A 26,214-nucleotide genomic window follows, 5' to 3' on the forward strand; every position below is an offset into this window, starting at 1 on the left:
CTATGCGAAGCCCGCCGAAGAATTGGCCAATGACCACCGTGCGACGCATTCTATATGAGCGAGTGCAACAGCTGAACTTTCTGCTGCACGGCGATCGCGTACGCTTCGCGGTAGAGCAGCGGCTGTTTAACATGGCGGCCCTTTACGGCGCTCTGGTGGGCATTGCCTTTACCGCATTCAACGTCTCGCTTGGACTGGGCTGGCAGAGCGTTGCTGTGCTGGCCCCCAGCGGCCTTATTTTTGGAGCGATCTATGCGCTCTCGCGCTTCAGTCGACGTTGGCGAGACCGCTACTATAAGATGGCCTTTCCGGCCATGCTGCTGGCTAGCGCTGGCATGCTGCAGCTGTGGTTTGTCAATGGCGGGTCATGGGGGGGAAGTCAGTACTTTCTGTTCGTGCACATTGCCATGGCCGTTATTGTTTTGCGCGGATGGCATCGCCGCTTTGGGGTCACAATGATTCTGGCGCTTGCCTTCTGTCTGCTGCTGGTAGAGTATCAGCATCCGGAGTGGATCCGCGACTATGATACGCGCAGCCAGCGCTATACGGATCTTTTTGTCAGCTTGCTCTCCGGTCTGGCAGCCATTGGCATTATCGTTGGAACTTTGCAGGTGGGTCTTTCACGCCGCGTCAAGAATGCTCAAGATGACCGCCTGCTCTTAAAAGAGGACCTCAGCCTGGCCAGAATGCTGCAGGGCAAGGTTTTCGAAATCAGCGCCGCCGAGGTGAGCGACTTTGAGTTTGAGGTAGCACATCATTCCTCAGGCGAATTGACCGGCGATCTCTACGACGTGACGCGCCTTAGCCCCGATCGCCTGCGCATCTTTCTGGCTGACGCGCGCGGACATGGCATCAATGCGGCGCTGTCGGCTATGATCATCAAGAGCGAGTGGCTGCACACCGATCCTCGATTGCGCAGTCCTGGAGAAGCGCTCACTGCAATCAATCAGACGATTGTTGAGCGTTACCAGGATTCCATCAGCTTCTCGGCCATTGTCGCCGACATCGATGCCGCCGAGATTTGCTATGCTTGCGCCGGTCAAATTTCCCTTGCTCTGGCTGAGGGCGGGCAGGTGCGCGATTTGACCGGCGGCGGTCCGCCTGTCGGCATGCTCCCGTCGCTGAGCTATCCTGAGGAGCGCGCCGCGCTCAGCAACCAATCGCTCTTGCTGTTCTTTACTGATGGCTTCACCGATGCCATCGATGTCAATGGACGCTTCCTGGGCGCCGACTGGGTGTCGCGATTGGTTGAGTCGCTCGTTGCGCCCAATGCCAGAAAGCTGGCAACGTCATTCGTTGACCGCTTTGCCTTGATGGTCGGCCAATCGCCGCGCGGTCTTTTGCCCCAGGATGACTGCACGCTGTTGGTCGTCAGTCCCTATCGTCGAACCGTGTAGCAAGAATCAGTCGAGAACAATATGCTGCGTCCCCGCATGAGAGCGGAAAACGAATTGGCGCCGGCCATCTGCGCCGTCGCTCGGTCCTGATTCCAGCATGTCCGGCGTCAGTTCTACTTTGCCGCCGCCGCCGGGCAAATCAACAATGTAGCGCGGGATGGCGATGCCTGGCAAACTGCCGCGCAGCTTACGCAGGATTTCCAGGCCGCGTTCCAGCGGGGCTCGAAAGTGGGATACGCCGCGGACTTCGTCGCAGCGATGCAAATAATAGGGCGTCACGCCAATACGCAGCAGCTGCAATAAGAGTTCGCGCTGCGCCTCGACGGTGTCATTGATCCCGCTCAACAGAACCGATTGATTCAACACCACGACGCCTGCCTCGCGCAAGCGGCGAACGGCGATTGCCGCCGCCGGTCCTGCTTCGCGTGCATGGTTGAAGTGCGTGACCAGCGTAATCGGATAGGACTCGGCCAGCGCTGCACACAAGGCCGCGGTGATTCGCATCGGCGCGGTGACCGGCATGCGCGTATGAATGCGGATGCTGGCCAGATGAGGCGCCTCGCGCAGCGAGCGCAGGATGGCCTCGAGGCGAGGATCGGATAGCGAGAGCGGATCTCCGCCGCTGAGAATCACTTCGCGCAGCGAATCTTGGCGGCGGATGTAGCGCAAGGCGGCATCGATGTCAGCGCTGGACGGCGCCGATTCGGCGCGCGATACCTTGCGCTTGCGAAAACAAAAGCGGCAGTAAACTGCGCAGCGATGGGTAACATACCACAAAGCGCGGTCGGGATAACGTCGCACCAGCCCCGGCGCAACCATGTGCGACTCTTCGGCCAGCGGGTCCTCGTCGCGATTCCACGGATCGTTGAGTTCGTCTGCGGCCGGCAGTAATTGCCGCAAGATCGGACAGTTGCGATCCCCGGCGTCGATCAGACTGACATAATGCGGCGTCGCTGCAAATCGAAAGCGATCGGCCAGCTCAGTTTCCAGTTGCGATTGCAGCAGCGCTTGCTCGGCGCTGAAAAAGTGCGCCAGCTCTGGCCGCATGCGCAGCAAATCTGCAAAACTGCGCGCCTGCCGCCGCATCTGCCAGCGCCAGTCCTGCCACTCGGCTGTGCGGCCCTCGCCAGGGAATGGTTTGACGCCCGACCCCATTTGCTAAACCCTTACGCCTGCCATGATCAATGCAATAGATATCAAGAAAGGCATGGTACTGAAGATCGATAACGAACTCTGGTCCGTATCCTTTGCACAATTTGTGAACCCTGGCAAAGGCAGCGCCTTTGTGCGAACCAAGCTCAAAAATGTAAAGCGCGGCAACGTAATCGAACGCACCTTCAAGTCCTCGGAAAAGGCCGAGGACGTCGAGCTGGAAAAGCGCTACATGACCTACCTTTACCGCGATGGCGAGGCCATCGTCTTCATGGACAAGGCGGACTTCGAGCAGTTCCATGTTCCAGCGGTCATGGTCGAAGATTTGATTCCGTTCATGAAAGAAGAGATGGAGGTTGAGGTCACATTCTACGAAGGTCAGCCGATTGGCGTCATCCCGCCAACTTTTGTCGAATTGATTGTCAGCTATGCCGAGGAAGGCCTGAAGGGCGACACCCAGGGATCGGCGCGCAAGCGCGTTCAGGTGGAAACCGGCGGCGAGGTCATGGCGCCGCTCTACATCAATCAGGGCGATCGCATCAAAGTCGATATGCGTGATTTCAGTTTTGTCGAGCGCGTCAACAAGTCCTGAGCCAGGGGCTCAGCAAATGTAGCTTCAAGCAGGGGAGATGCAGATGTCCGATACCTTATTTCAACAGGCGAAAGCAGGCCAGGCGCGCTTCTTTGTGCAGTTTGGCGGCCAGGGCGCGCCCTGGTTCAAGGAACTGTCAAAGTATTTTGCCGAGCCTCGCATGAAGCGCTTCTTTGACGTGGCGCTGGAAGCGCTCGACGAGGAGCGCCCGCGCGTTGAAGGTACGGTTGGACTGCCGCTGGGCCTGGACATCAAGCGCTGGCTGGCCGATGAAGCCAGTCTGCCCGACGATGAATACCTGGGTTGCGCGGCTGTCTCCATTCCGATGATTCAAGTTACGCAGCTGGCGCATCTGGAATCGATCGTACAAAACGGCTTTGATCGCAAGAGCCTGCTGGAGTACACAGTAGCGGCCAGCGGTCACAGCCAGGGATTGATCCCCGCTTCGCTTGTAGCGCTCGGTCTGGAGGGCGACGCATACTATGCAGCCATGGCAAAGTATGTGAAATACTTACTGTATCTTGGCGTCAGCGCGCAGAAGGCCTATCCGCACTTTGCGCCCAGCGAGGCGGAAATCGCCGAATCGACTGCTCTCGGATCGGGCGCGCCTGCGCCGATGGTCGCCATCCTGGGCGAAACTCACGCCAGCATCGAGGCTGCCGTGAAAGAAGTGAACGCCGGCCTGCCGGCGGACCAGCAGCTTCACGTCAGTCTCTATAACTCTCCGCAGAATCGCATCGTTTCATCCTTTCGCGCTTCGCTGATCGCACTCAACAAGAAGCTCAAGCCTTTGATCGACGAGAAGAAGCTGAAGTTCGTCTATTTGCGGACGACCTGTCCTTTCCATTGCCCGCTGATGAATTCCGTCGGCGAGTTCTTTGAACCGGAGATCAAGCGCATTGGCTTCGACTACTCCGGCGCTCAACTGCAGCGACCGGTATATTCCTTCTACGATTCCACGGACTTGCGTCTGCAGGCCGAAAAATTGCCGATTCGCATGTACGTCGACATGGCCATCCATCCGCTCTACTGGGAAAAATCGATGAAGCCGGCGGCAGAAAACAGCGCTATCACGCACATCCTGGATTTCGGTCCAGGCAAGACCAGCCAGCGCCTTTCCACGGATACGCTCAGCAGCTTGCCGCGGCAATTGCCGGTACTGGCGGCGGCCACGCCCAAGGAAGCTAAAGAGATCGTCTGAAGCGATCGTTGTTGGAGCAATAAGGAGCAGGGTGATGAAGGTTCTGGTTACGGGCGGATGCGGATTTCTGGGCTCTCATGTTTGTGAACTATTTCGCAAAGAGGGCTGGGAGGTTGTCAGCTACGACAACATGACCAAGTACGAGCTGGGACGCACGGGCTACGGAACGGATAAGACGCGCGACTTCAACTGGAACGAACTCAAAGCGATGGGCTGCCAGATGGTTAAGGCCGACGTGGCTGACGCCGAAGCAATCCGCGACCACAGCTCCGGTTGCGACTATATCGTTCACACCGCCGCTCAACCGGCGATGACGATCTCCTGGGAAGACCCGCGTCTCGATTTCAGTACCAACGTCCTTGGCACCTTCAATGTGCTGGATGCGGCCAGAAAACATAAGATTTCGGCGGTGAATACCTCGAGCATCCACGTCTACGGCAATCACATCAACAATACGCTGCGCGAGGGCCAAAGCTCCTACGAACGCGATCCAATTGCCATTGGCGAAGATGAGCCGGTGATGGTTGGCGAGCTTTCGCCTCTGCACGCTTCCAAGATGTCCGCCGAACACTACGTGCGCACCTTCACCGATATGCTGCAGACGCCGTCGGCCAGCTTTCGTTTTACCGGCATCTACGGCCCGCGCCAGTTTGGCGGCGAGGACCACGGCTGGGTCGCCAATTTTGCGATTCGCGCTTTTTTTGGTCAGCCTTTGCGGATTTTTGGAACTGGCAAACAGGCGCGCGATATTTTGTTCGCAGCGGACGGCGCCCAGGCCTATCTCGATTACTTTCGCAAGCCCGCGCCCGGAGTGTACAACATTGGCGGCGGACCGGATCATAAGATCAGTTTGATCGAATGCATCCACATGATCGGCGAAGTACTGGGTCGTAAACTGGATATCGAGTATCACGCGGAGCGTCCCGGCGACATGCGTTATTTCATCTGTGATATCTCGCGGGCGCGCAAGGCCTTTGGATTTGCGCCAAAATTCAAGCCACGGCAGGGCGTGGAGCGACTGCTGGCCTGGATCGAGGCCAACAAGTCAGTTTTTGAAATCAAGAACTGACAGCGATCGCCCTACAGCGGCAATCGACAGAGTTGCCGCGCCGCTTGCAGGTCTCCGCTGCGGATCGGCCGGGTCAGAGCGTCGACCTTCATACACAAATTGCTCTCTGGATCCAGATTGCTAAGCAAGCGCCGCTCGAGGCGCGACAGTTCGCCGTCAAAGGCGCAGGCCATGGCCAGCAGTTCCAGCGCCAGTCGTCGATCGCGCTGGGGCGCCTGCGATAGCTTAGCTACATAGAGATCCCAGTCGTCCAGCTGCTCGCTGAAGGGCAGCTGAAACTCGTGGTTGAAACGCAGCAGCAGGTATTCGAGCGTTGGATGAAAGCGTTGCGCCAGCACAATCGCATTGCCAATGGTTTGCAGCAGCAGCAGCCGCAGCCCGCGATCGAATTGCGGAAGATGGGGCAGCACCTGATCCAGGATATCCTCCGCCAGGATACGAGAAAGCAAACGAATGCGCACCTCGCGCAAAACGACAATCATTACCACGGCATCCCATAGCGCAGTGATCGGCGCCGCAATGTAGTCGGCGTAGGCGCGCAGTGCGCTACGGGCCAGAGCCTTGCGCAGCACGATCTTGGAAAGCACATTGGACAGCATGACTTTCAGCTTATAGACGACAGTGCGCACCAGGAGCGTGCGTTTGTTGACCATACGCATCGAGTCGATTTGCAGCAGCTTCAGATTGGGATCTGGAATCTCGAGGGCAACGCGCGAAAGCATGTTAGGCAGCCTGGTGATCAGCCCAGGGTGCTCTTCCTGGAGGTGGACCCCGGCCAGTTGAGCGATGCGATATACGGCGTAAAGGCCCAGGCGATAGAGCAGATAGATTTCCAGAGCGCTGCCGACGGCAAGCGAACCGCCTACAGCAGCCCACTTTTGATAAAATATGGAGGAGAACAATTCTGGCTCCGCCGGAAAACTCAACTCCAGCCAGACCAGCGGCGCAGTAATAACGAAGCCAATCACAAAGGAAAGCGCCGCCGAAAGAAGAATCAGGCGTTGGCTCTGGCGGCGAAAGTCGTGGTGATGCTCCCGGTCGGCGCTGCCGCTACGCATCAAGGATTGAAGTACGCGCAGGCCCCAGCGTTCCAGCAATCCAGGCTTATACTGATGCTCCTGTGACATGGTTCCTCCGCCAGCTACCGCGGTGGCGTCCGCTCTGGCAGTGGCCGCGCCCCAAGGCAACCCCGATGCGTTGATTTCGCAGCGGCTACGCCAGGATCGGAGTTTGCAGCGCCGAGTCCCTGCCGGAAATGGCGCAGGCGGCGCAGGCGGTGAAACACGGATCGCTGACTCATATTGTGGTGCTGGCAATTACAGGCTTGCTTGCCTTTTTGCTGGTTCGAATCGGCCGTCGGCGCGCCGGCTCGGCCATGGCGCGTCTGCTGGAACGGGGCATAGCAGCCTTGTTGTTGCTCAATGCCGTCGCCTACATCGTCTACCGCTGGCTGCAGGGTTACTGGGAGTTGCGCTACGATCTGCCGATGGAATTTTGCAGCTGGGCTACGATTGTTACGGCCTGGGCGCTCTTCAAGCGCTCCCAGGCGGTGGCCGAGCTGGCTTACCTGTGGGTCATGGCCGGGTCCTTACAGGGCGTTCTCACGCCGGATCTGCAGGTGGACTTTCCGCATCCCTATTTTTTTATGTTTGTAGTTGGCCATTCCGGTCTGGTCATTGCCGCGTTGTTGCTTGCCGCCGGAATGGGGCTGGCGCCGCGGCCGGGCGCGATCGGCCGCACGCTGCTCTACACGCAGATCTATTTTGTGAGCGCGCTGCTACTGGACTATGCGCTTGGCGCCAACTATGGATACCTGATGCACAAGCCGGCGGCCGGATCGCTTCTCGATTACCTTGGCCCCTGGCCCTACTACTGGCTGAGCCTGCAAGCGCTGATGATGGCGCTGGTGAGCCTCGCCTATCTGCCCTTTTATCTGGTCAATCGACGTTTAGCGGCTAGCGCGGGACATGTCGATGCAGAAAGCCCTCGTTTACCTGGTTCCACTGGTTCACCAGCTGTCCGCGTCGCTGATTGAGTCGCTGGTTTACCTGATTGTAGCGAGCGCCAAGCGCATTCATTTCGCCGACCAGACGATTGAAGCTGTCCACGGACTGCTGGGTGCGGCTCGCTGGCGGCATTAGATCCATTGAGCGCCTGGCTTCGTCGAATTGATCCTTTTTCAGGAGATAGTCCAGAATTGTCGGCATGTCGCGCGCGGCCTCATCGCGATAGAATTCCAGATTGTTTCGACTGGCCGCCAGCAGCGATGTGTCTGCATTGTAGGGTCCAAAGGAAGAAAGTTCGGTCAATCCTTGCTCCGCGTAGTCCAACAGTGTTTCCCGATTTTGCTCCAGGGAGCTGACATCTGCGCGGTTCAGCGCATCCATCAAGTGGCCTTCTTGCTTGTAGCTGCGAAAATTTAATAGAAAGATCTTTGAGTGGTAGTCCAGGACCTGTGACGCAATCTGCAATTTGCGACTGTTCTCGCTTTGCGCTTCAATGAGCGTAATGCGATAGTCTGCCGCAAAGAGGGCTTCCTGCTGTCGCAATCGCGCAGAGGCCTCGTCCAATTTTTCGTTGGCCTTTGCTCGGGCGCTCAGGTAGGCTTCCATGTCGTCGTAGGATTGCTCACGGATCTCTTCGAGATTGACCAGATTGGCGTAGTCGCGGCGCAGCACGGCATAGAGTGTGTTGTAAAAGTCGAGCACTGCATTTTTGTAGCGCTGATCGCCATTGTACGGATTGACCTGATTGGCGCGGAGGATTGCGTTTTCGACAGAGCCAATCAGGGCCGCGCGCTTCGCCTCAACTGCGGCGGGATTGGAGCCGTGCGCCCCGGCCTGGATGTAGGCCAGCATATCGGCGACAATGTGTTCGCTGGGGCCGGCCAGCGCCTGCATGTCGGCGTTCGCCCGCGCTGGATCGATGTCGCGCAGTGGCGAGGCGCAGCCCAGCATCGCTGCCACGCAGATGCTGCAAACCGTGATCCATTTCATGGTCTTCTCCTGATCGAAAAGATCGGGAGGGCATCGATCAAGATTTTGTAGGTTTCGTCAATATAAATGTCCTCGTCAATTTGCCGCCTTTGCTCGCTGTGCAATTCGCGGCGGTAGGAGTCGACGGCTTCCAGGCGCGCTGCAAACTCCGGGCTTCGAGAATGGAAGCCCTGCGAGCGGCGGCGGCTGGCATTCTGGTATTCCTCAAATTCGCGACGAAAGCGCTGCAATTCACGGAAGAAGCGCCCGCCCTCCAGCGGAATCTCCAGATCGGCGCTGAACTGGCGCTGGAAGCGGGCGCTTAGCTCGGCAATGCGCTGGAATTGTTCATCGTCCTCAACGCGGTCTTCGCTGGCTTCGATCAGATCGCTGAGGTCGGCGCTGGCAATGGGCGCAGTATTGATGCGGCGGTCGATGTCCTCAGCGCTTAGCGCTGCAGGCGATTGTTCTTCTCGTCCGCCCAGCGCCGATCCATCTGGAAGCAGGAAGTCCGGCTGGATGCCGCGCCGCTGGTGGCTGCGACCGTTTAATCCGTAGTACATATTGGTTGTCAGCTTGAGGTGGTCGGCGATTGGTCCGCTGCGCGGCATGGGCAGAACAACCTGCGAACTGGCCTTGCCGAAGGTGCGGCTGCCAACAATCAGCGCTCGTCGATAGTCCTGCATTACCCCGGCAAAAAACTCCGAAGCCGATGCGCTCCGAGCATTCACCATGACCGCCAGCGGACCGGAGTAGATCGCTCCCCGGTTTCGATCTTTGAGCAGTTCCAATCGACCGTCGCGATCGCGTTGCAAAAAGAGCGGACCCTGATCCAAAAAAATGCCGGCGAGGTCCTGGGCTTCGACGCGCGCTCCGCCGCCATTGTCGCGCAGATCCAGGATTACCCCTTCGATGCCTTCTCTCTTGAGCTGGATCAAGGCGCGAGCGACGTCGCTGGCAGCGCCGGGCGCCTCGAGGCCTTCCAGGTCCCGGTAAAAGGAAGGCAGATAGATATATCCGATGCGCTTTGTCCCGTCGAGGACATAGCAGAAAATGACATTCTCTTCCAGTTGCAGGGGCGCTTTCTGAAGCGCGACCTCCAGGCGACGACTGTCAGGTTTGCGGACGACGATGACGATTCTGCGTCGCGAAGCTTGGTTGAGCAATTCTTGCAATTCGTAGGGGTCGAGGTCAACAGTCTGGATGATTCGACCTTGCTCATCCGGGAACTTCAGTTCAAGTATAGAATCGCCGGCGTTGAGTCGACCGCTGCGCCAGGCTGGCCCGCCAGGAATCAAGCGAGCGATGCGATGTTCGCCAAAGACGGTCTTCTCCAGTACTATGCCAAAGGACTCGGCGCGCGTGGACAGGGCCGCTTCAAACTGCCGACGATCGTCGTCCAACCAGTATGCGCTATGTGGATCCATTGCGCTGGCAATTGCATTCAGCAGTAAGTATGAAATGTATCCCTCCACTCCGCCTCGAAAATCGAGCAGGGACTGGATGTTGGATTCCTCCCTCTGGAGACCGGCGCGTAGCGCCGCGGCGCCATCCCTGGCGATGAGCTCTTGAAACTCTGCGGCATCGGCGGGCAGATTGGCGTAGTAAAGTCGAGAGAGAGCGCGGTAGTGCAGGAGCTGTCGCCAGCGGCGGCGGAGTTCATCGTCATCCGCTGCGTAGCGCGGTCGTTCGCGGCTCATCCAGTCCAGTTCGCCGCCATCGTCGCTCAAGCGGACCTGAGCCGCTTGCTCTCGGGCCAGGCGCCGGGCGTCTTGCAAGCGCCGGCGAAGACGCAGGGCCGCCCCGTCCAGCAAAGCGCCATTGTCGGGGACGCTGGCGCGAAGCACATTGAGCTGAAACGCGCTCAGAGCATCGACGTCGCTCTGCTGCAGATAGATGCCATAGGGATCCAGGTTGCGCAAAAAGCTGAGCTGCGCGCCGCGCGCCAGTTCGTTCTGGGTCAGTCGTTGTGGCTGATAATGAAAGCGCGCCAGACCCTCTACCAGCAGCGCCATCTTCTGCAGCGTGAGCGAGGAGGATTGCGTCTGCGCCGAAGTTCCCGAAGCCCTTCCCAGAAGTAGAACAGCGAGAAGGACAAGGGCGGCAAAAGTGCGGCGGCGGGCGTGGATCGATTTCATGTAAATGACCGAGCTTTTGAAGCGATAGTCGCAGCGAATCCCGCAATTCCTTTTTTTGGCGGCAGCTTGATCTAAAGCCGTCTCGGGGCGCCGCTGAAACGTTCAGCTCGCCTGTTCCAGGCGCACTCTGCCCTTCCGGGCGGCTAAAATGACCGCAGCAGGGCTTTGCGGGGCAGGCGCCAATCTTGCATTGCTCTGTCGGCGACAGCGCCAGCTAAGGGGCAAACGATGGAGGTCAGACAACACAACGAGGGTCAGACTACCTTTTTTGAGATCGTAGGCGCTATGGATCTGTATACCATGCCGGAGCTGAAACGTCTGTTCAAGGAGAGCGTGGAAGCGGGCGCTCGAAAGGTCGTAATTCACATGGAACGCGTCGAGACGCTCAGCTCTTCCGGTATCGGCGCCTTGATTGCGTTTCAGCAGGAACTCAAACGAGTCGAGGGTCAACTGGCGCTGGCCGCCCTGTCCGAACCAAGTCGCTATGTCCTTCAATTGACCAAGCTGACTCCGCTCTTTCGAATCTTTGATACCATCGAAGAAGCGCGATCCTCCTTTTAGATTGCAGGCCGCGACCGCCATTCATTTCAGTTGCCCTGGCAGAAGCGATCCGCCTTTTGTATTCTTTGCAAAAGGTTCTCCATGCCCCGCGTTCGCTTCCTGATCTTTTTCATTTCGGCCCTGGCCATTCTTTCGCTCCTCTACGGCTACGCGGCCTGGCACATTCTGGATCTGTTGCCGCAAGGCCCCTGGCGCTGGCTTGGATGGGTTCTGGTTGCACTCTGTCTGGTTGCGCTTCCGCTGACTTTTCTGGCCCGCGTCCTGTATGAAGCGAACAATCCCGGCCTGGAGGGAATCGCATGGCTGGCCTACGTGGGCCTGGGCCTTTTTTCGCTTCTTTTTACCTTCTTCGCCATTCGCGACCTCGCCGGGTTGATCTGGCATGCTGCGGCCTGGGCCTTGCCGCAATTGCAGCAGCCGGGTCCGCAAGGGCAGACATGGATCAACGCCGCCGTGGCATTGGCTGCGCTGCTGCTTTTCGCCTTTGGTTTCTTTACGGCGCGGCGGGACCCTGTGGTCCGGCGCATTCGCGTTTCTTTTGCCAATCTCCATCCCGATCTGGTTGGCATGCGCCTTGTGCAGCTTTCTGACATTCACATCGGGCCCACTATCAAGCGACCCTTCATCGAAAGATTGGTCAAAAGAGTGAACGCCCTGGAGTGTGACGGCATCGCAATCACGGGCGATCTGGTTGATGGATCGGTGAAGGATTTGCTTGCTGACGCCCTTCCGCTGCAGGATCTAACGCACCGGCCAGTGTTCTTTGTGACCGGAAACCACGAGTATTACTCGGGCGCTCTGCAATGGCTGGCGGCGCTGGAAAAAATGGGCATTCGCGTTCTGGTCAACGCCCATGAAATTTTGCAACGAGGCAACGCGCGGGTGGTCATGGCCGGCGTCGCCGATATCACTGCACATCAAATGATTCCTCACCACCTCTCCGATCCTTTCAAGGCCCTTTCTGGCGCCCGGGGAGAGCTGCGCGTCCTCCTGGCGCACCAGCCGCGCAGCGTGTTTGCAGCGGCCGAAGCCGGCGCCGACCTGGTGCTTTCCGGTCACACGCATGCCGGTCAGTACTTTCCAGGCACGCTGATTGTTCGGCTTGTCCAACCATTTGTCGTTGGCCTTGGACGCTTTCGCGATACACAAGTCTACACCAGTCCGGGAACTGGCTATTGGGGTCCGCCGTTGCGTTTGGGAACGCGAGCAGAGATTACGATTCTCGAATTTGCAAGCACATAGGCGCTGGCAGCAGGCATGAAGCGGAGATCTGAAATCCGCGCCGCATTCTGACGAGCAGGCTCTGGGCGGCGCTCATTTCTGTTGCCCCGTCGAAGGCAACCTTCAGGCTGGGATTGCACGCAACGCCAGGAGGACGCCATGAACAATGCTTCCAATCAATCGAATGAATCCGGGGCGAAGGGCAAGGCCCGGGGAGCGTTCTCTGTCTGGCGCCGCCAGGTCTTGCAAAAATTGGGCAACGCAGTTCAAGGGCTCCGGCTGAAAACCGGTCCGTGGCGCGATCGTTTACGTCCGCTGCTGGAGCGACGGCCGCTTCGCGTCGGGATCATTGCTGCTGGCGGAACGCTGCTGGCGGGCATTCTGCTTCTAGTATTTTTCTATGCGCGCTCCGCTTTTGGCGAGGTCTACCGTCCCGACGCGCGCAATGCGCCGCCGTCGCCCCAGTTTGGCGCCAATGAGCTTGGCATCGTTCAAGCCACGCCTGCCGGCGCTATCAGCGTCGGCGATTTGAAAAAGGAAGTGGTTGTAGTCTTCAGCGATCCGATGGTCCCGCTGGCGGCGCTGGAGAATGAGGCTCAGCCTTGTTTCGAGATGACGCCGCGCCCGGCAGGGAAATTTCGCTGGTACGGCAGTCGCGTCTGCGCTTTTGTTCCGACCGAGCAGTTTCGACCGGGCGGTCGCTATCAAATTCGCGTGCGCGCAGGGACGAAGGCCCTCAACGGTAAACTTTTACGAAACAACTACGATTTCGCATTTCAAACGCCGCCCCTCGAGCTGCAGTACCTCTGGCCGCAGTCCGGCGCTCGCATCGGCTATGAGCAGAAATTTACTGCAAATTTCAATTATCCGGTTTCTCTGGCCACGGTTCGAGAAATGCTTACAATGCGCGCCGGCGGACGACCGGTCGCCTTCACTGCGCTCTACAATAGCGAACAGCCACAGGCGGCCGGCGAAGTTCCGGAGAGCGAGCTGCAAGATCACCATCGCGCCGTAGTCATCATTCCCCGCCAGCGGTTGCCGCGAGATACAGAGGTCCTGCTCGATTTCCGCAAAGCGCTGAGTTCTGAACGCGGCGGGCAGGGCCTGGTCGAAGCAAGTCATTTGCAGTACCATACTTATGGCCCGCTGCAAGCCGAGCTGGTGCAATCGGAGCGCTATTTTCAAGATGCCTGGGACATTCGTTTGCAGTTCAACAATCCTGTGGATCTGGAGCGCGCGGCAGCCGGCGTACGTTTTCAGCCGCCGGTCAATCGATTGAATCGCTTCGATGGCGAAGACACAGCGCTGACTCTTAAGAATTGGAATGTATTGCCGGAAACTGAGTATACGATCACGCTGCCGGCCGATTTACGAGATTCCAGCGGCAATCGTTTGCAGGGTCAGCGCCAGTTCACGATTCGCTTTCCGCGCATTCGCCGCGCTTTTGATGCAGAAGAGGGCGCGTTCACAGTTGAAAGCGCCAAACAGCAGCGCACGCCGGTAGATGTCAGCGGCATACCCGAGATGCAGAGCTCTCTGGCCAGCGTTGGTCTGGATGCTTTGTTGCGCTACTTTGGCGGGGCGGAGCGCAGTCTCAGCGCACTGAATCCTGGCGGCGCTCGCGAATCGCGATGGGCGACAGGCGTCGCGGCCAATCGTTTTGGACGCGCCGGCCTTGATCTGCGACCAATGCTGGACGCGCAGCATCGCGGTTGGGTGCTGGCCGATATTTTTGCGGATGTTGAGTCTTCCGACGGCGAGCGATCGAGGCGCAGCGTCCGTCAGCTGATTCAATCGACGGACCTGGGCCTCACCGTCAAAACCAGCTTTAGCGGCTCGCATGTCTGGGTCGATTCGTTGAGCAGCGGCGCCATGCGCGCCGGAGTGCGCGTTGCCGCTTATGATGGCCAGCGTCGCCTGGCAGAGTGTACGACAGCGGCCGACGGTCACTGCGCCCTGCGTCACAGCGACTTGCCCGCGCACCCGGTATTCGTTGCACAACTGGGCGCTGGCGAAAGCGGCGACCGCGCCTTTGTCAGCGGTCGTCACCAGGCCGTATACATGTCCGGACTGGCCCCGAACTATGATCTGATTGCGCCGCGCGCTGAATTGCTTGGACAGGTTGTCTTTGATCGACGTCTTTATCGACCGGGCGAAGAGGTTTTCTTCAAAGCCATGCTGGCTCTTCGTCGCGACGGGCAACTGAATACCGGCGCCAACCTCATCGGCAAAGTACACGTCCTGATCAGCGCTCCTGATGGAAAAACGATCTATGATCAAGATCTTGATGCAACGGCGCAGGGCGGCGTTTCCGGGGGCTTCAAGACCGACGGCGATGCGCCTCTTGGCCACTACACGGCGACCTTCTCGCTGAAAGCGTTTCCTGATGCCGCCGAATTGAGCGACGAAAATGGCGAAGGCGGACTTCGCCGCGAGCTGGGCTGGAACTACGCTCAAAGCCAGGGCCGCAATGAGGTGAGCGCCACTTTTCAGGTGGAAGAGTTTCGCGCCGTGTCTTTTCAGGTCGAGTTGAAGGAGCTACATGATATCAGGCACAGCGATCCGTTGAAGTTTCAAGTTCAAGGTCGCTATCTGTTTGGCGCGCCGATGAGCGGCGCCCGCGCGGCTTATACCGTATACCGCAGTCGTCGCTCGCTCAGTTTTCCAGAGGCGCCTGGCTATTCCTTTGGCGACGGACGTTATCTTTCTGATGAATACCCGGCGGAAGAGATCTATGCCGCCTCTGGAGAAGGAGCGTTGAATGCCGCCGGCGTGCTGGAAGTCGAATTAGGCGCCGGCGCTGTGCTGCGCGGCGATACTGCAGGCGGACTCCCCGACGGCGTAAGCGGCCTGGCGCCTGTATATACTTTGAGCGTCGAAGCGCGCGTTACCGATCGCGACGACAAGACCGTGGCCCGTCGCGCTTCGGCCATGGCCTATCCGGGCGATTTTCTGATCGGATTGCAGCATGATCAGTTTTTTGGCGAGGCTGGCAAGCCAATGAACTTTCGGGTGATGACGGCTGAGCACAGCGGTCGTCGTGATCAACGCGCCCATAGCCTGCAGTGGATGCTGGTGCGCAACGAGTGGAAGACGATTCAATCGCAGGGCGCCGGAGACTCCATCCAGCGTCGCAATACTCTGGTACATGAGATTGCTGCCAGCGGCAACTTGAGTACGCTGGGCGGCGAGGGCGCGCTGGCCCCGGTTCCAGAAAGGGCCGGCGCCTATACCTTGCTGGTGCGTGAAAGCGGCGGCGCCGTATACGGCGCCATTGACTTCTACGTTCTGGGCGCCGGATTTTTTGGCTGGGATTTTGCCGATGACGACCGCGTCCAGCTTTCTGCGGAGCGCACGGCGCTCAAGCCCGGCGACACGGCGCGCATTCTGGTGCAATCGCCCTTCGAACGTGCGCGGGCTGTTATCAGTCTGGAACGCGAGGGAGTGCTCTGGCAGCGTACCGTGGAGATCGTCGGCAACGGCGCGCCGATTGAAATTCCAATTAAGGCAGAGTACGCGCCGTCAGTCTACGTCGGCGTGATGCTCTTGACGCCGCGGGTCGGAGTCTCCGCCGACCAGCAGCGCGGAGCGGATGACGATTTGGGCCGGCCACAAATCAAGATGGGCTATCTTAGGCTTGATGTCGACGCCGGACACAAGCGACTGCCGCTGCGCATCGAACTGGACCGGCAGCGTTACGCACCCCGCGAACGAGTCAGCATAACAATCCACACCGCCCCTGGCGCTGAGGTATCGGTGGCAGTAGCCGATCGCGCCGTCCTGGATCTGATCGACTACCACTATGCCGATCCCTTGCAGATATTCTACAATAGCTGGCCGCTGGGCGTTACAATCCTGGAAAATCGACGATCGCTCATTCGACAGTTGAGTTACTCCAACAAAGGATCGAGCCCGGGCGGCAAGGGGCTGGATACAGCTCTCAACCAGCAAGCGGGGGGCGGTTATGACGGCGACGATGCCGACGGCGTACGTCGCATATTCAAGAACACAGCGCACTGGTCGCCGACATTGACCGCTGACGATCAGGGCGTCGTTCGGCTGAGCGTCGAACTGCCAGACAACCTGACTACCTTTCGGGTGATGGCGCTGGCCGGCAAAGCCGGACAATTCAACAGCGCCGAGCAGGAATTTGAAACCAGGCAGCCTATTGTGCTGCAGCCGATTGCGCCGCGCATCTTGCGCCCGGGCGACGAGGTAGAAGTTGGCGCGCTGATCGCCAACGATTCCAATGTATCTGGCGAGTTTCAGGTGTCTCTGGATGCAGCCTTGCTCAGCCCGACGACCGGCGTTGCCTCGCAGCGCATTGCCGTTCCCGCTGGCGAATCGCGCGAGGCCAGCTTCCGAGTGCGATTGAATGCAGCGCGTTACGCGGCCTTGCGGGAGCAAAAGCTGGCGCAGCTTCGTTTGCAAGTCAATGCAGCGGAAGGCGGCTTCCAGGCGGCCGAGGTTAGCGGCGTGATTCGGGCGGCGCCAGTCGATGTTGCGGCCTTTGGCGCCGCCGGCTATGCCGCCGGGCGCGTCAGCGACGCAGTGCGCATTCGCTTTCCAGTTCGCGAGGAGCCGCCGGCGGAGGCCTTTGCATTGTCCGGCGCACTGGATAGCGACCGCGCCGAAGAAGCGGCGCGACTTCCGGACCCGGCTTCGCTGCTTGGCGGGCTTGGCGAACTGGAGCTGCGTCTGTCCACCAGCGCCCTGCAGGGTCTGGATTCGGGCTTTGAGTACTTCCGCCTCAATCCCTATTTCTGTCTGGAACAGCGCGCTTCTGGCTATCTGCTGGCAATTACCGCTGGAAATTTGCTTAAAGAGTTCCGGGAAAGCAGCGTGCAGGCGCGCAGTTACGATTTCGACAATGCCGAGCAGTACTTTCTCAAATCGCTGGGCAGCTTCCAGAACCAGGATGGCGGCTTTCGCGCCTGGTCGGAGGGCGGACGCTCCGATCCGTACCTGAGCGCCTGGACAGTCTTTGCGCTGCAGGTCGCGCGCGAGCAGAACCGCCCGATCGATGGCGCCGCTTATGATCGGGCGATGAACTATCTGGGCGGTTATCTGCGCAGCCCGCCGGCCGATGATCGGCGCTACATCCTGGAGTGCTACAGTTTGATTGCTTTTGTAATGGCCAATGGCGGGCGAGCGCGGCAGGATCTTGAACGCGTGTTGCTGGAGAGCGAAGCGGACCTCAGCCTGCGCGCGCGCTCTTATCTTATTCTGACTTTGATTCGATCGCGAAATTTGCGGCAGCCCGCCGCCGATGCCGACGTGGCCCGTCTTTATGCCTATCTAAAGAATCGCATGGAGATCAGCACGCAACGCGTTGCCTTCCGCGAGGAGAACAACGGCGCCTATTCGCGAACCTACTATGCAAGCGGCGCTACGCTGGCGCTTGCGCTGCGGGTGTTCATGGAGCTGGAAAGTCGCCATCCGCTAATTCCGTCGATGGTGCGCCATATCATGGATCGCCGTAGCGCAACCTGGTGGCGCGACAGTCATTCCACGGCGCAGCTGGCCTATGCCCTGGGACTTTACCACAAGCGCTACGAGCGCGGCGACGGCGCCGCCTATGCAGCGCGCATCTTGCTTGCCGATCGTCGCTTGATCGCTGAACAAATGCAACCCGATCGACTGGCGCCCGTGACCCGCAGGATTCCGCTAGCCCAGCTGCTTTCGGGATCTCCTGCCAATCAAAATCTGCCTTTGCGCATTGAACGCGATGGGACTGGATCGCTTCTCTATTATTCGGCAATTCTTCGCTATATTCCAGCTCTTGCTCGCGTTGAGGCGCGCGATGAAGGAATTGAGCTCCGCCGCGAATGGATTCCCCTGTCCGAGGCGGCTGGCAGCGATGTTCGTCGCGGTCGTCCGCTTGGGCCGTCCGCCGGCATCCGGCGCGGGGCCATGATACTCGGTCGTTTGCTGGTAACACTGCCGCGTCCGGCTTACAATTTTGCGTTGAGCGACCCATTGCCAGCCAATATGGAAGCGGTCAACAGCAGCTTCAGCACGGAGTCGCAGGCTTACAGTCGATTTCTGCAACCAGCGCGCAGCGGTTCGGAGTGGTGGTGGGAGGACGCCAGCCCTGTCCAGGAGTTGCGCGATGATCGAATTGTCTACACCGCCAGCTATCTTTCCGCAGGGGTTCATGAGTTCTTCTATCTGGCGCGCGCTACGGTACGCGGGGTAGCAGCCGCGCCGGCTGCGCGGGCCTGGCTGATGTATGAGCCGGAAGTCTTTGGCCGAACCGAGGGAGGCCAGCGAACCGTTGAGTAATGTAAAATGTTTGATTTATTCCATCGATTGTTGCCATGAGCAGCTGCATGCCATTGAAAACGCTGGCCAGGATTTGGCTGACGTTTTCGGCCTCGTGGCAGCCGTGGCTGGCCGCACTTCTGGTCTGCCTGCCGCCGGCGCTCTTCCTTTTCCTGCCCTTCTTCAGCGACCCGCTGGCGACGGGCGGCGGACTGCAGCTCTACGCCGCGGATGGCGCGCTGCTGGAGGAGTTTCGGGCCGAGGATAGCGGGGCCTATCAGGAGTGGCGCACACTTGCATCCTATCCGCTATTTTTGAAAAGGGCCTTGCTGGTCGCCGAGGACCGACGCTTCTACTGGCACCCGGGAGTGGATCCCGTGGCCCTCGGTCGCGCTCTACTTACTAATCTCCGCGCCGGCCGCGTCGTTTCCGGCGCCTCCACACTCAGTCAGCAACTGGCGCGAATGGCGCCAGGGCTGCGGCTGCCGCGCTCCGCGCTGGCGCGTAAGCCGCTGGAGGCCCTGTTTGCTTTGCGGCTGGAACTTCACTATTCTAAAGCACAAATCCTTGAAGCCTATCTGAATCTCGCGCCGCTGGCGCGCAATCGACAGGGCTTTGCGGCGGCGGCGCGAGAGTCTTTTGGCCGGGATATAGCCTATCTGAGCAAGGCGGAAACGCTGGTATTGATCTGCCTGTTGCGGCGGAATCAGACGCAACCGGAGTTGCTTACGGAGCGCGCCTGGCAACTCAATCAAAGCATGCATGCCAGCCTGGATCGCAGGGATATTGAAGAGGCCGTCCGGCAGGCGCTCCGAGCAGGCGCCGCGCCCTCGCGGCCGCAGCGACAGGCCGCCGCGCCGCATTTCAGCGTCTGGCTCTCTGAAAAGTTTTCAGGGCTAAATGGTAGAGTCGATACAAATATATATGCGGAATGGAATCAGAGCCTCAGCCAAATCCTGAATCGCGAATTTGCCAGCCTGCGCGGCGGCGACGAATTGGACGGCGCCCTGATCGTTCTGGAGCGACTGCCAGGAGAAGATGCAAGCATGGCCTTGCGTGCGCTGGTTGGCTCACGCAACTTTGGCAATCGGCGCGGCGGGCAGGTGAATGGAGCGCTAGCGCATCGCGTAGCAGGCAGCGCTCTGAAGCCATTTGTCTATGCCCTGGCAATGGAACGCCTGGATCTGCGGCCCTATACGATTGTTGATGATTCCGACGTTACGCTGGCGGGCAGTCGACCGGGCGAGGGTTACCGCGCCCGCAACTATGATCTGCGCTACTGGGGCCGCATTCCGGCGCGCCAGGCTCTGGCTGCGTCGCGCAATATTCCAGCCGTCAGTCTGGCGCGCCAACTGGGAGAGGAGCAACTTTTTGACTCTTTGCGCCAGGCCGGCTTCGAAATGCCGCAAGAGGCCGCCAGAGACATTGGTCCGGGCCTTGCGCTGGGCGTTGCCGGCGCTTCGCTGCTGGAGCTCTGTCGCGCCTATGGCGCCTTCATCAACGGCGGTCGGCTGCCAATCCTGGACCTTGGTCGCGACCGACGCGGCCATTCATTGCAAGTCGGTCGAAGTCTGCGCCTCTTTCGTGAATCCACCGCAATTCGCATCACGGATATTCTATCTGATGCTGAGGAACGTCGGCGCAGTTTTGGAGCGCGTAGTTTTCTAGATTTTCCCTTTGACGCGGCGGCAAAAACAGGGACCAGCAAGGATTACTTTGATTCCTGGGCGATTGTTTATACTCCCCGCTTTGTCGTCGGCGCGTGGGTAGGACGCATTGAAGGCGGACCGATGGACGGCGTCTCTGGCGCCAGCGGTGCGGCGCGCATCGCGCAGCAGGCCATGCGATACGTAGTATATATGAATGGCGGACAGAGTGATCGATTCACAATTCCGGGCAACTGGCGGGTCCTGAATGTTTGCCGTCAAAGTGGCCGCTTGGCCGGCCCGCGTTGTCCCGTTCAGGCCGAGCGAGTTCCGCCGGGCGAGCCGTTGCCGCCGCCCTGCACGGACCATGGATCAGAGAGCGCGACGATGAATGGCGGGGCGCCGGACGACAGCGAAGCGATCGGTTCCGCAGGCGCCCTGGATCGCATAGTTGCGCCGTTGCCCGAGGAAGTTTTTTATCTCGACCCGCACATGCCGGCGGCAGCGCAGGCAGTGCCGATTCAGATTCGTATTTCCGGTCCAGAGCGGCAGTACTTGCTGCAAGTGAAAGGCCAGGCGGCCCGAACGGTAGGCTCACGGCGCCTCTTTCCAAGCTCGCTGCAGCGCGGCCGGCATCGCGTTGAGTTGCGGCGCAGTGGAGAAGTGGTCGACGCCGTAGAGTTTGAGGTTCATTGAACAAGAAAGCGCCATGAATTTGGTTCCATCCGGCGGTCCGCGGCGGCCAGCTGATCCAGATCTGACCGACTCCGCCGCATCGAAGCGGTCTCGCGGAAAACTGAAGGTATTTCTGGGACCCTGCGCCGGCGTCGCTGCTACAGAAGCCCTGATCGTCGCGGCCATTCAAGAACACCAACGCGGCGTTGACGTTGCACTGGGTCGATTGGCGGAGATCAGCGGCAGGGACCTGCAGCAGCTGAGCCACGCGTTTTCAATGGAGAGCAAGGCGCCCTTCAGCGAACAACAGTATGAGCTCGATGAGCTATTGTCCCGTCGTCCGGCGCTGGCGGTCATGGATCAAGCGGCGCAGATCAACGCTCCAGGCGCAAGACACGCGCGGCGCTATCTGGAAATTCTGGAATTGCTGGATCGAGGCATCGATGTGCTGACGACCGCCTATGTTGACCAACTGGAAAGCGAGGCGGTCGCTTCGCAGTTGGCCAATGCTCTTCAAGAGGGGCCGCGTCTTCCGGACGCATTTCTGGATCAAGCCAGCGAGCTGGTGCTGATTGATCGCAGCCCTGAACAGTTCTTCGGCGTTCGTTCCGGGGCAGTGTCGTCGCCGGCGGCAAGCGCGGGAGTCCTGGATCGAAGCGCCTATCTACTACTGCGAGAGCGTGCGCTGGCAATTGTCGGCCGTCGCGTAAATTGGGAACTTCGCCTGAGCGTGCCGGAAAACGGCGCCGCTGTTCGAGTGCGTGAGCGAATCCTTGTCGCCATTGGCGCTCATCCATATTCGGCAAGACTGTTGCGCCTCAGCCGAAGACTGGCCGCCGATGAACGTGCGGAGCATTTTGCCCTGCACGTCGATACCGGAAGAAACTTGAGCGAGGTTGAACAGCGGAACGTTGCCCGCAATCTGGAATTGGCCAGCAATATGGGCGCGGTCCTATTGCAGGCAGCCGGCGATCTTGCCGAAAGCATCGCTAAGATTGCGCAGCAACACGGAATATCCCAGATTGTTCTTGGGCAAAGCGCTCGTCGATCGCTATGGGACAGACTTCTGAGGCGTCCGTCGCTTGCCGAACGTTTGATGGAACTGGCGCCAGGCGTGGATTTGCATCTGGCGCCCGATCGAGAATCTGAGATACGCCGACTGCTGCCGCACTTTTCCGGCGCCCGGATTGGCTGGCGACGTTACGCAGGCGCGCTGGCGGCGCTGTCAGTTTGCACGGCGGCCAGTCTCTTCTTGAGTCGAGTCGCTCCCTACTGGGCGCCCTCAATTCTGTATCTTTCGATGGTGAGTGCGCTGGGAGTCCTGCTGGGACGCGGGCCAACTCTATTTGCCGCGGCGAGCTCGGCGTTGCTTTGGAATTTGCTATTTATTCCGCCCCGGTTTACTTTATGGATCTCTAGAATCGAGGACGCGCTGATGCTGCTGACCTATGTAACTGTGGCAACGGGCAGCAGCATACTGACCAGCAGATTGCGACGTAGCAAGAACAATCTTGAACGACGCGAAGCAGTACTGCATGCGCTTTTTGAATTGTCCAGCGCTCTATCGCGATCTGGCAATCTGCAACAGGTCTGTCAGGCTGCGGCAGAGCAATTCGCCAGCGCTACCGGTGCGCCGGTGCGCATTTCGGCGGCGGCGGATGGCGTCTTGAGGGAATTGGCCGCTGCTGGTTTGCCTTCCGAAGATCCTGCTCTCGAAGCTGTTCAGCAGTGGTGTTTACGAAACGGTCGAGTTGCAGGCCGCTTCAGCAACACCTTGAGCGATGCGCTCTATGCTTGCTGGCCGCTTCTGACTCCTGAGGGACCGGTTGGCGTAGTCTCGTTGCAAATTACCGAACGGCCCGAATTGATTCGATCCAATTTGCTGCGCAGCATGGCGGAGCAGACCGCCCTCGCCCTGACGCGCGCTCGAGCCGGCGACATGCAGCGACGGTTGCAGCTGATGGAAGAATCGGAGCGTCTCTTTCAGGTGATCATGAATTCGCTTTCCCATGAATTGCGTACGCCGTTGACAACCATCGTAGGCGCGGCAAGCGCTCTGAGCGATGAATCACTGGCGGAGCAGTCGACGTTGCGTCGGGGATTGGTGGAGAGTATTGCCGATGGCGCCAGCAGACTTCAGGGCCTTGTCGCACAGCTGCTGGATATGAGTCGGCTGGAAAGCGGGCATATGGAGCTGCGGCGCGATTGGGTCGATGCCGGAGAGCTGGTTCACGAAGCCTGTCAGTCGATTATGAGGGCTGATGCCGCAGCGCGTCTGCGTCTCGAGCCGCTGCCGGCGCCGGTATCACTGTGCGCGGATGCCGCATTGGTCGTGCAGGCCCTCAGCCTGATTATCGACAACGCAATCAAGTATTCCGCCGGGCCCATTGTGATCCAGATTGTGCGCGGCGCCGCCGAGTCAGTGCGTTTTCGAATTTCAGACTGTGGGCCAGCTCCCGAGGAGCAAGACCTCTCGCGACTTTTTGAGAAGTTCTATCGCTCCTCGGGGTCGACCGCGGGCGGAACCGGTCTGGGTCTTGCGCTTAGCAAGGGTATTGTGGAGTTGCATCATGGCGCGCTCAGCGTTCAGCGAAATAGTCTGGGCGGCCTGAGCTTTGATCTGGAAATCCCTCGCGGAGCCCCGAGTGTCAACCTCTGAGCAAGCGCGGATTCTCGTGGCCGATGATGACCGCTCCATTCGCCGCATGCTGCGGCTCAGCCTGGAGGGTCATGGCTTTGCTGTTGTCGAGGCGGCCACGGCCAATGAGGCGCTGCAGGGAGCGCTTGCGACGCCGCCGGATCTCATCTTGCTGGATCTTGAGCTTCCTGACTTTTCGGGAGCGCTGGCCCTCGAGCAGCTTCGATTGCGCGGCCAAATACCGGTCATAGTGATCTCGGCCTCGGCCGGGGAAGCGGATAAGATCCGTTTGCTGGATGCGGGCGCCGATGACTATTTGACCAAACCTTTCAGTATAGGAGAATTGCTGGCTCGCATTCGCGTAGCGCTGCGTCACGGACGTGCGGCTACGCCTCGCGACGTCTTGCGATTGGGCGCTTTAGGCCTTGATTCGATGACGCGCACCCTGCATGTCGGTCAGAGTGCAGTGCACCTTACGCCGACCGAGTGCGCACTGCTTTTGCTCTTTCTGGAGCATGCGGGACAGGCGATTACTCGCGAGCGAATTCTTGAATCGATCTGGGAAGGAGGATACAACGAACTAAATGCTTTACGTGTACATATCAATCAATTGCGCAAGAAAATGGGCCCGCCAGAGGGCTGCGGCGTGGCATTGGAAACGCTGCCTGGCAAGGGCTATCGACTTTCGGCGACAAACCAGCGGCGAGCAAAGGGGAGTATCTGAATCAGTATTTCTCGTCCGCTGATTGAGACACGCTCGCGATTGTACTCTACTTGAAGATCGGCATAGACTGATATGGCGTTCTTTAAGCGTTCGATACTATTTCCGAAGTACAGATTGCGCACCGGGTCGACGCCTTCCACAAGCAGGGGGATCAGATGAACGCGCGTGGGCCGCGTGCGTCGAACATATCGGGTGATAGCAGTAATGGTGTCCATGCCAGCAGGCGCCCGGATGCTCTGGAACCAGGCGGGCGCGTCAGCAATAGGTTCCTCCTCCGGGTCCGTGTTGAAATGTACAACGAGAGGCATGCTGCCGCCGCGCGCATAAGTCTTTAGAAAATGGATGACCCCTGGATGAATGTTAGACACCAGCAAGACATTGCCTCGGTCGATGGGCTTGTTCTGAAACGCCGGATACCACAACGCAAGTTGCAAGGGGGTTAGATCCAGCTTTTCCTGCCAGAGTCGATAGATGGCTTCCGAAATGAGGAAGATCAAAAAATACGCGCTCATCAGCAGAACGACAAACCAGGCCCCGTGAAAGAATTTGTTGTAGAGTATGTTAATCATCATGGCGCTCATCGCCACAAACGAGGCGATGGTCAGGGGAGAATATTTTCGCGCCCGAAACTGTCGCACTAGAAATGCAAAAACATCGATCGCCACGGCGCTAACCACAGCCAGACCGTACATACCTTCAATTTCATGGCTGCCCGGAAAAATGTAGAGAATTGCCAGGCTCAGCGCTCCAAGCATCAGAGTGGCCTGCGGATTGTGGACGCCCTCATGTCCTCCAATAACCGGCGCGGGGCGGGTTTTCCGCCAGGCAGTATCGCCAATGGCCCGCGGGAAAAAGCGCGAACGAGCGGCGCGCAGGATTTCCAGAGGAAAATCGGACTGCGCCGTCTGGGCCGCCAGCAAGAGCATGATGGTCGTAATCATGCCGAAGGGCGTTGCTATCAGGTCTGCGCCGCTGAGGACCTCGCCAAACAGCGGAATCGCTTCGGGCGCCAGCCTCGCGCCTACGGCGCGGGCGATTTCAATAGGCGCCGGGCGATAGTCAGCCAAATCGTAGACGGCCCCTAATCCAAGAAAGTTTACAATCTGTAAACTATATGTAACCAGAACAAGTGCATAGAGCATCCACATCGAGATGCGGATCGCTTTGCCCTTGTGGTACGGGAAATTGACCGATGAATATCCAACTTCTACGCCGGTGACCAGCGTTGCGCCATTGGCAATGGCGCCCAGCAGCGCTGGCCAAAATCCAGCGCTTGTAGCCTCAACATTTCGAATTTCTACATCCTTCCAGCCATCGCTCAAAATGATTCCCAGACCGCAGACTTGTATCAAAAGGTTGCTGGCATAGAATAGGACCACGGGCCAGATCATGTAGCGCGCCAGATTGCTCAGCCCGTATCTCTGTACGAATGACAGCAGCAGCACGAAGCCAAGCGCCCATTGCAATCTTTGCTCGCGCGGAATGAAATAGAGCGCTTCCACTCCAGCAATGACGCTGATCGCCTGGGTGGCGGGAAAATCCGCCAGCAGACTCGCTGTGCCGCCCAGGCCCAATAGATGGAGAATTTTCTTGAGTCGCGGATGACGGCGAACCTTATGGGCCGTGATTGTTGCCGAAACAAATGCCCCGCCGCCCAGCACGGGATGAACGTGTTTGCGCGTCATCTGATTGAAGGTCAGCACGGCCAGCAGATAGACTGCTAGAATGACGCCGGCGGCGACAGCTGTCGCGGCGATACCGGCCCTGGGCGACGCAACCATCAGAGTCACAGTTATGGCCAGAACAGAATCTGCGCCATAGGCCAGCGAACTGCCGGGATCGGTCAGGATGGTGGCGAAAATCAATCGAATGTCAGATGCCAGCGACGGCGGTGTGAGACTGTTGCCATCGCGAGGGGAATGCTTGTCCATTGTGCTGGCCATGAGCCAGTTTCACAATCG

At 59.0% G+C, this 26,214-nt stretch carries 16 protein-coding genes; 11 read left to right on the plus strand and 5 right to left on the minus strand.

The genetic code is table 11. The features are described 5' to 3' along the window. Positions 1-29: 29 nt before the first annotated feature. Positions 30-1,397, plus strand: a complete 1,368-nt coding sequence (locus K1X75_15645) for a serine/threonine-protein phosphatase (GenBank protein MBX7059496.1) — start codon at positions 30-32, stop codon at positions 1,395-1,397. A 6-nt stretch (positions 1,398-1,403) separates the two neighbouring features. On the opposite strand, the gene K1X75_15650 is transcribed toward K1X75_15645, so the two are convergent. Then, positions 1,404-2,483, minus strand: a complete 1,080-nt coding sequence (locus K1X75_15650) for a KamA family radical SAM protein (protein ID MBX7059497.1) — start codon at positions 2,481-2,483, stop codon at positions 1,404-1,406. Positions 2,484-2,574: 91 nt separating this feature from the next. Here K1X75_15650 and efp point away from each other — a divergent pair, with 91 nt between their 5' ends. From efp to K1X75_15665, 3 genes are read left to right on the plus strand one after another with little or no spacing between them, the layout of a single operon-like run. Next, positions 2,575-3,141: an elongation factor P gene (gene efp, locus K1X75_15655; GenBank protein ID MBX7059498.1), complete on the plus strand. Its 567-nt coding sequence runs from the start codon at positions 2,575-2,577 to the stop codon at positions 3,139-3,141. 43 nt (positions 3,142-3,184) lie between these two features. Continuing rightward, positions 3,185-4,342: an ACP S-malonyltransferase gene (locus tag K1X75_15660; protein MBX7059499.1), complete on the plus strand. Its 1,158-nt coding sequence runs from the start codon at positions 3,185-3,187 to the stop codon at positions 4,340-4,342. Between the two features lie 34 nt (positions 4,343-4,376). Continuing rightward, positions 4,377-5,411 carry an NAD-dependent epimerase/dehydratase family protein gene (locus tag K1X75_15665; GenBank protein MBX7059500.1) on the plus strand — a complete coding sequence of 345 codons (1,035 nt, stop codon included), beginning with the start codon at positions 4,377-4,379 and terminating at the stop codon, positions 5,409-5,411. A gap of 11 nt (positions 5,412-5,422) precedes the next feature. Here K1X75_15665 and K1X75_15670 read toward each other — a convergent pair whose 3' ends face one another. Next, complete coding sequence (locus K1X75_15670) at positions 5,423-6,538, minus strand: hypothetical protein (protein ID MBX7059501.1); 1,116 nt, start codon at positions 6,536-6,538, stop codon at positions 5,423-5,425. 128 nt (positions 6,539-6,666) lie between these two features. Between K1X75_15670 and K1X75_15675 the strand changes: the two genes are divergently transcribed. Beyond that, positions 6,667-7,446 carry a TIGR02206 family membrane protein gene (locus K1X75_15675; GenBank protein MBX7059502.1) on the plus strand — a complete coding sequence of 260 codons (780 nt, stop codon included), beginning with the start codon at positions 6,667-6,669 and terminating at the stop codon, positions 7,444-7,446. On the opposite strand, the gene K1X75_15680 is transcribed toward K1X75_15675, so the two are convergent. Next, positions 7,367-8,407 carry a hypothetical protein gene (locus tag K1X75_15680; protein ID MBX7059503.1) on the minus strand — a complete coding sequence of 347 codons (1,041 nt, stop codon included), beginning with the start codon at positions 8,405-8,407 and terminating at the stop codon, positions 7,367-7,369. The genes K1X75_15675 and K1X75_15680 overlap by 80 nt on opposite strands. Then, positions 8,404-10,524, minus strand: coding sequence for a carboxy terminal-processing peptidase (locus tag K1X75_15685; GenBank protein ID MBX7059504.1), 2,121 nt, complete (start codon positions 10,522-10,524; stop codon positions 8,404-8,406). The genes K1X75_15680 and K1X75_15685 overlap by 4 nt, the downstream gene beginning before the upstream one ends. A 228-nt stretch (positions 10,525-10,752) precedes the next feature. On the opposite strand from K1X75_15685, the gene K1X75_15690 reads away from it, so the two are divergent. The 6 genes from K1X75_15690 to K1X75_15715 all read left to right on the plus strand — a co-directional run bounded on the left by K1X75_15690 (position 10,753) and on the right by K1X75_15715 (position 24,253). After that, positions 10,753-11,085, plus strand: a complete 333-nt coding sequence (locus tag K1X75_15690; GenBank protein MBX7059505.1) for an STAS domain-containing protein — start codon at positions 10,753-10,755, stop codon at positions 11,083-11,085. 81 nt (positions 11,086-11,166) lie between these two features. Further along, entirely contained in the window at positions 11,167-12,327 is a 1,161-nt protein-coding gene (locus K1X75_15695) for a metallophosphoesterase (protein MBX7059506.1), read from the plus strand. A gap of 138 nt (positions 12,328-12,465) precedes the next feature. Further along, positions 12,466-18,591 (plus strand): hypothetical protein, encoded by a 6,126-nt coding sequence (locus K1X75_15700; protein MBX7059507.1) that lies wholly within the window; start codon positions 12,466-12,468, stop codon positions 18,589-18,591. A gap of 47 nt (positions 18,592-18,638) precedes the next feature. Then, positions 18,639-20,912, plus strand: coding sequence for a transglycosylase domain-containing protein (locus tag K1X75_15705; protein MBX7059508.1), 2,274 nt, complete (start codon positions 18,639-18,641; stop codon positions 20,910-20,912). Positions 20,913-20,925: 13 nt separating this feature from the next. Beyond that, positions 20,926-23,550, plus strand: a complete 2,625-nt coding sequence (locus K1X75_15710) for a DUF4118 domain-containing protein (protein ID MBX7059509.1) — start codon at positions 20,926-20,928, stop codon at positions 23,548-23,550. Further along, positions 23,537-24,253 (plus strand): response regulator transcription factor, encoded by a 717-nt coding sequence (locus K1X75_15715; protein ID MBX7059510.1) that lies wholly within the window; start codon positions 23,537-23,539, stop codon positions 24,251-24,253. Before K1X75_15710 ends, K1X75_15715 begins: the two co-directional genes overlap by 14 nt. On the opposite strand, the gene K1X75_15720 is transcribed toward K1X75_15715, so the two are convergent. Beyond that, positions 24,205-26,184 carry a KUP/HAK/KT family potassium transporter gene (locus K1X75_15720; GenBank protein ID MBX7059511.1) on the minus strand — a complete coding sequence of 660 codons (1,980 nt, stop codon included), beginning with the start codon at positions 26,182-26,184 and terminating at the stop codon, positions 24,205-24,207. The two genes, K1X75_15715 and K1X75_15720, sit on opposite strands and share 49 nt — an antisense overlap. Positions 26,185-26,214: the final 30 nt, after the last annotated feature.

This window comes from Leptospirales bacterium (genome assembly GCA_019694655.1).
Taxonomy (GTDB): Bacteria; Spirochaetota; Leptospiria; order Leptospirales; family Leptonemataceae; genus SSF53.

Bases quoted from the DNA above. Each gene is read 5' to 3' on its own strand.
- K1X75_15645 (MBX7059496.1), top strand. From the start codon at position 30: ATGACCACCGTGCGACGCATTCTATATGAGCGAGTGCAACAGCTGAAC.
- K1X75_15650 (MBX7059497.1), bottom strand. From the start codon at position 2,483: ATGCGGCGGCAGGCGCGCAGTTTTGCAGATTTGCTGCGCATGCGGCCA.
- efp (MBX7059498.1), top strand. From the start codon at position 2,575: ATGATCAATGCAATAGATATCAAGAAAGGCATGGTACTGAAGATCGAT.
- K1X75_15660 (MBX7059499.1), top strand. From the start codon at position 3,185: ATGTCCGATACCTTATTTCAACAGGCGAAAGCAGGCCAGGCGCGCTTC.
- K1X75_15665 (MBX7059500.1), top strand. From the start codon at position 4,377: ATGAAGGTTCTGGTTACGGGCGGATGCGGATTTCTGGGCTCTCATGTT.
- K1X75_15670 (MBX7059501.1), bottom strand. From the start codon at position 6,538: ATGTCACAGGAGCATCAGTATAAGCCTGGATTGCTGGAACGCTGGGGC.
- K1X75_15675 (MBX7059502.1), top strand. From the start codon at position 6,667: ATGGCGCAGGCGGCGCAGGCGGTGAAACACGGATCGCTGACTCATATT.
- K1X75_15680 (MBX7059503.1), bottom strand. From the start codon at position 8,407: ATGAAATGGATCACGGTTTGCAGCATCTGCGTGGCAGCGATGCTGGGC.
- K1X75_15685 (MBX7059504.1), bottom strand. From the start codon at position 10,524: ATGAAATCGATCCACGCCCGCCGCCGCACTTTTGCCGCCCTTGTCCTT.
- K1X75_15690 (MBX7059505.1), top strand. From the start codon at position 10,753: ATGGAGGTCAGACAACACAACGAGGGTCAGACTACCTTTTTTGAGATC.
- K1X75_15695 (MBX7059506.1), top strand. From the start codon at position 11,167: ATGCCCCGCGTTCGCTTCCTGATCTTTTTCATTTCGGCCCTGGCCATT.
- K1X75_15700 (MBX7059507.1), top strand. From the start codon at position 12,466: ATGAACAATGCTTCCAATCAATCGAATGAATCCGGGGCGAAGGGCAAG.
- K1X75_15705 (MBX7059508.1), top strand. From the start codon at position 18,639: ATGCCATTGAAAACGCTGGCCAGGATTTGGCTGACGTTTTCGGCCTCG.
- K1X75_15710 (MBX7059509.1), top strand. From the start codon at position 20,926: ATGAATTTGGTTCCATCCGGCGGTCCGCGGCGGCCAGCTGATCCAGAT.
- K1X75_15720 (MBX7059511.1), bottom strand. From the start codon at position 26,184: ATGGACAAGCATTCCCCTCGCGATGGCAACAGTCTCACACCGCCGTCG.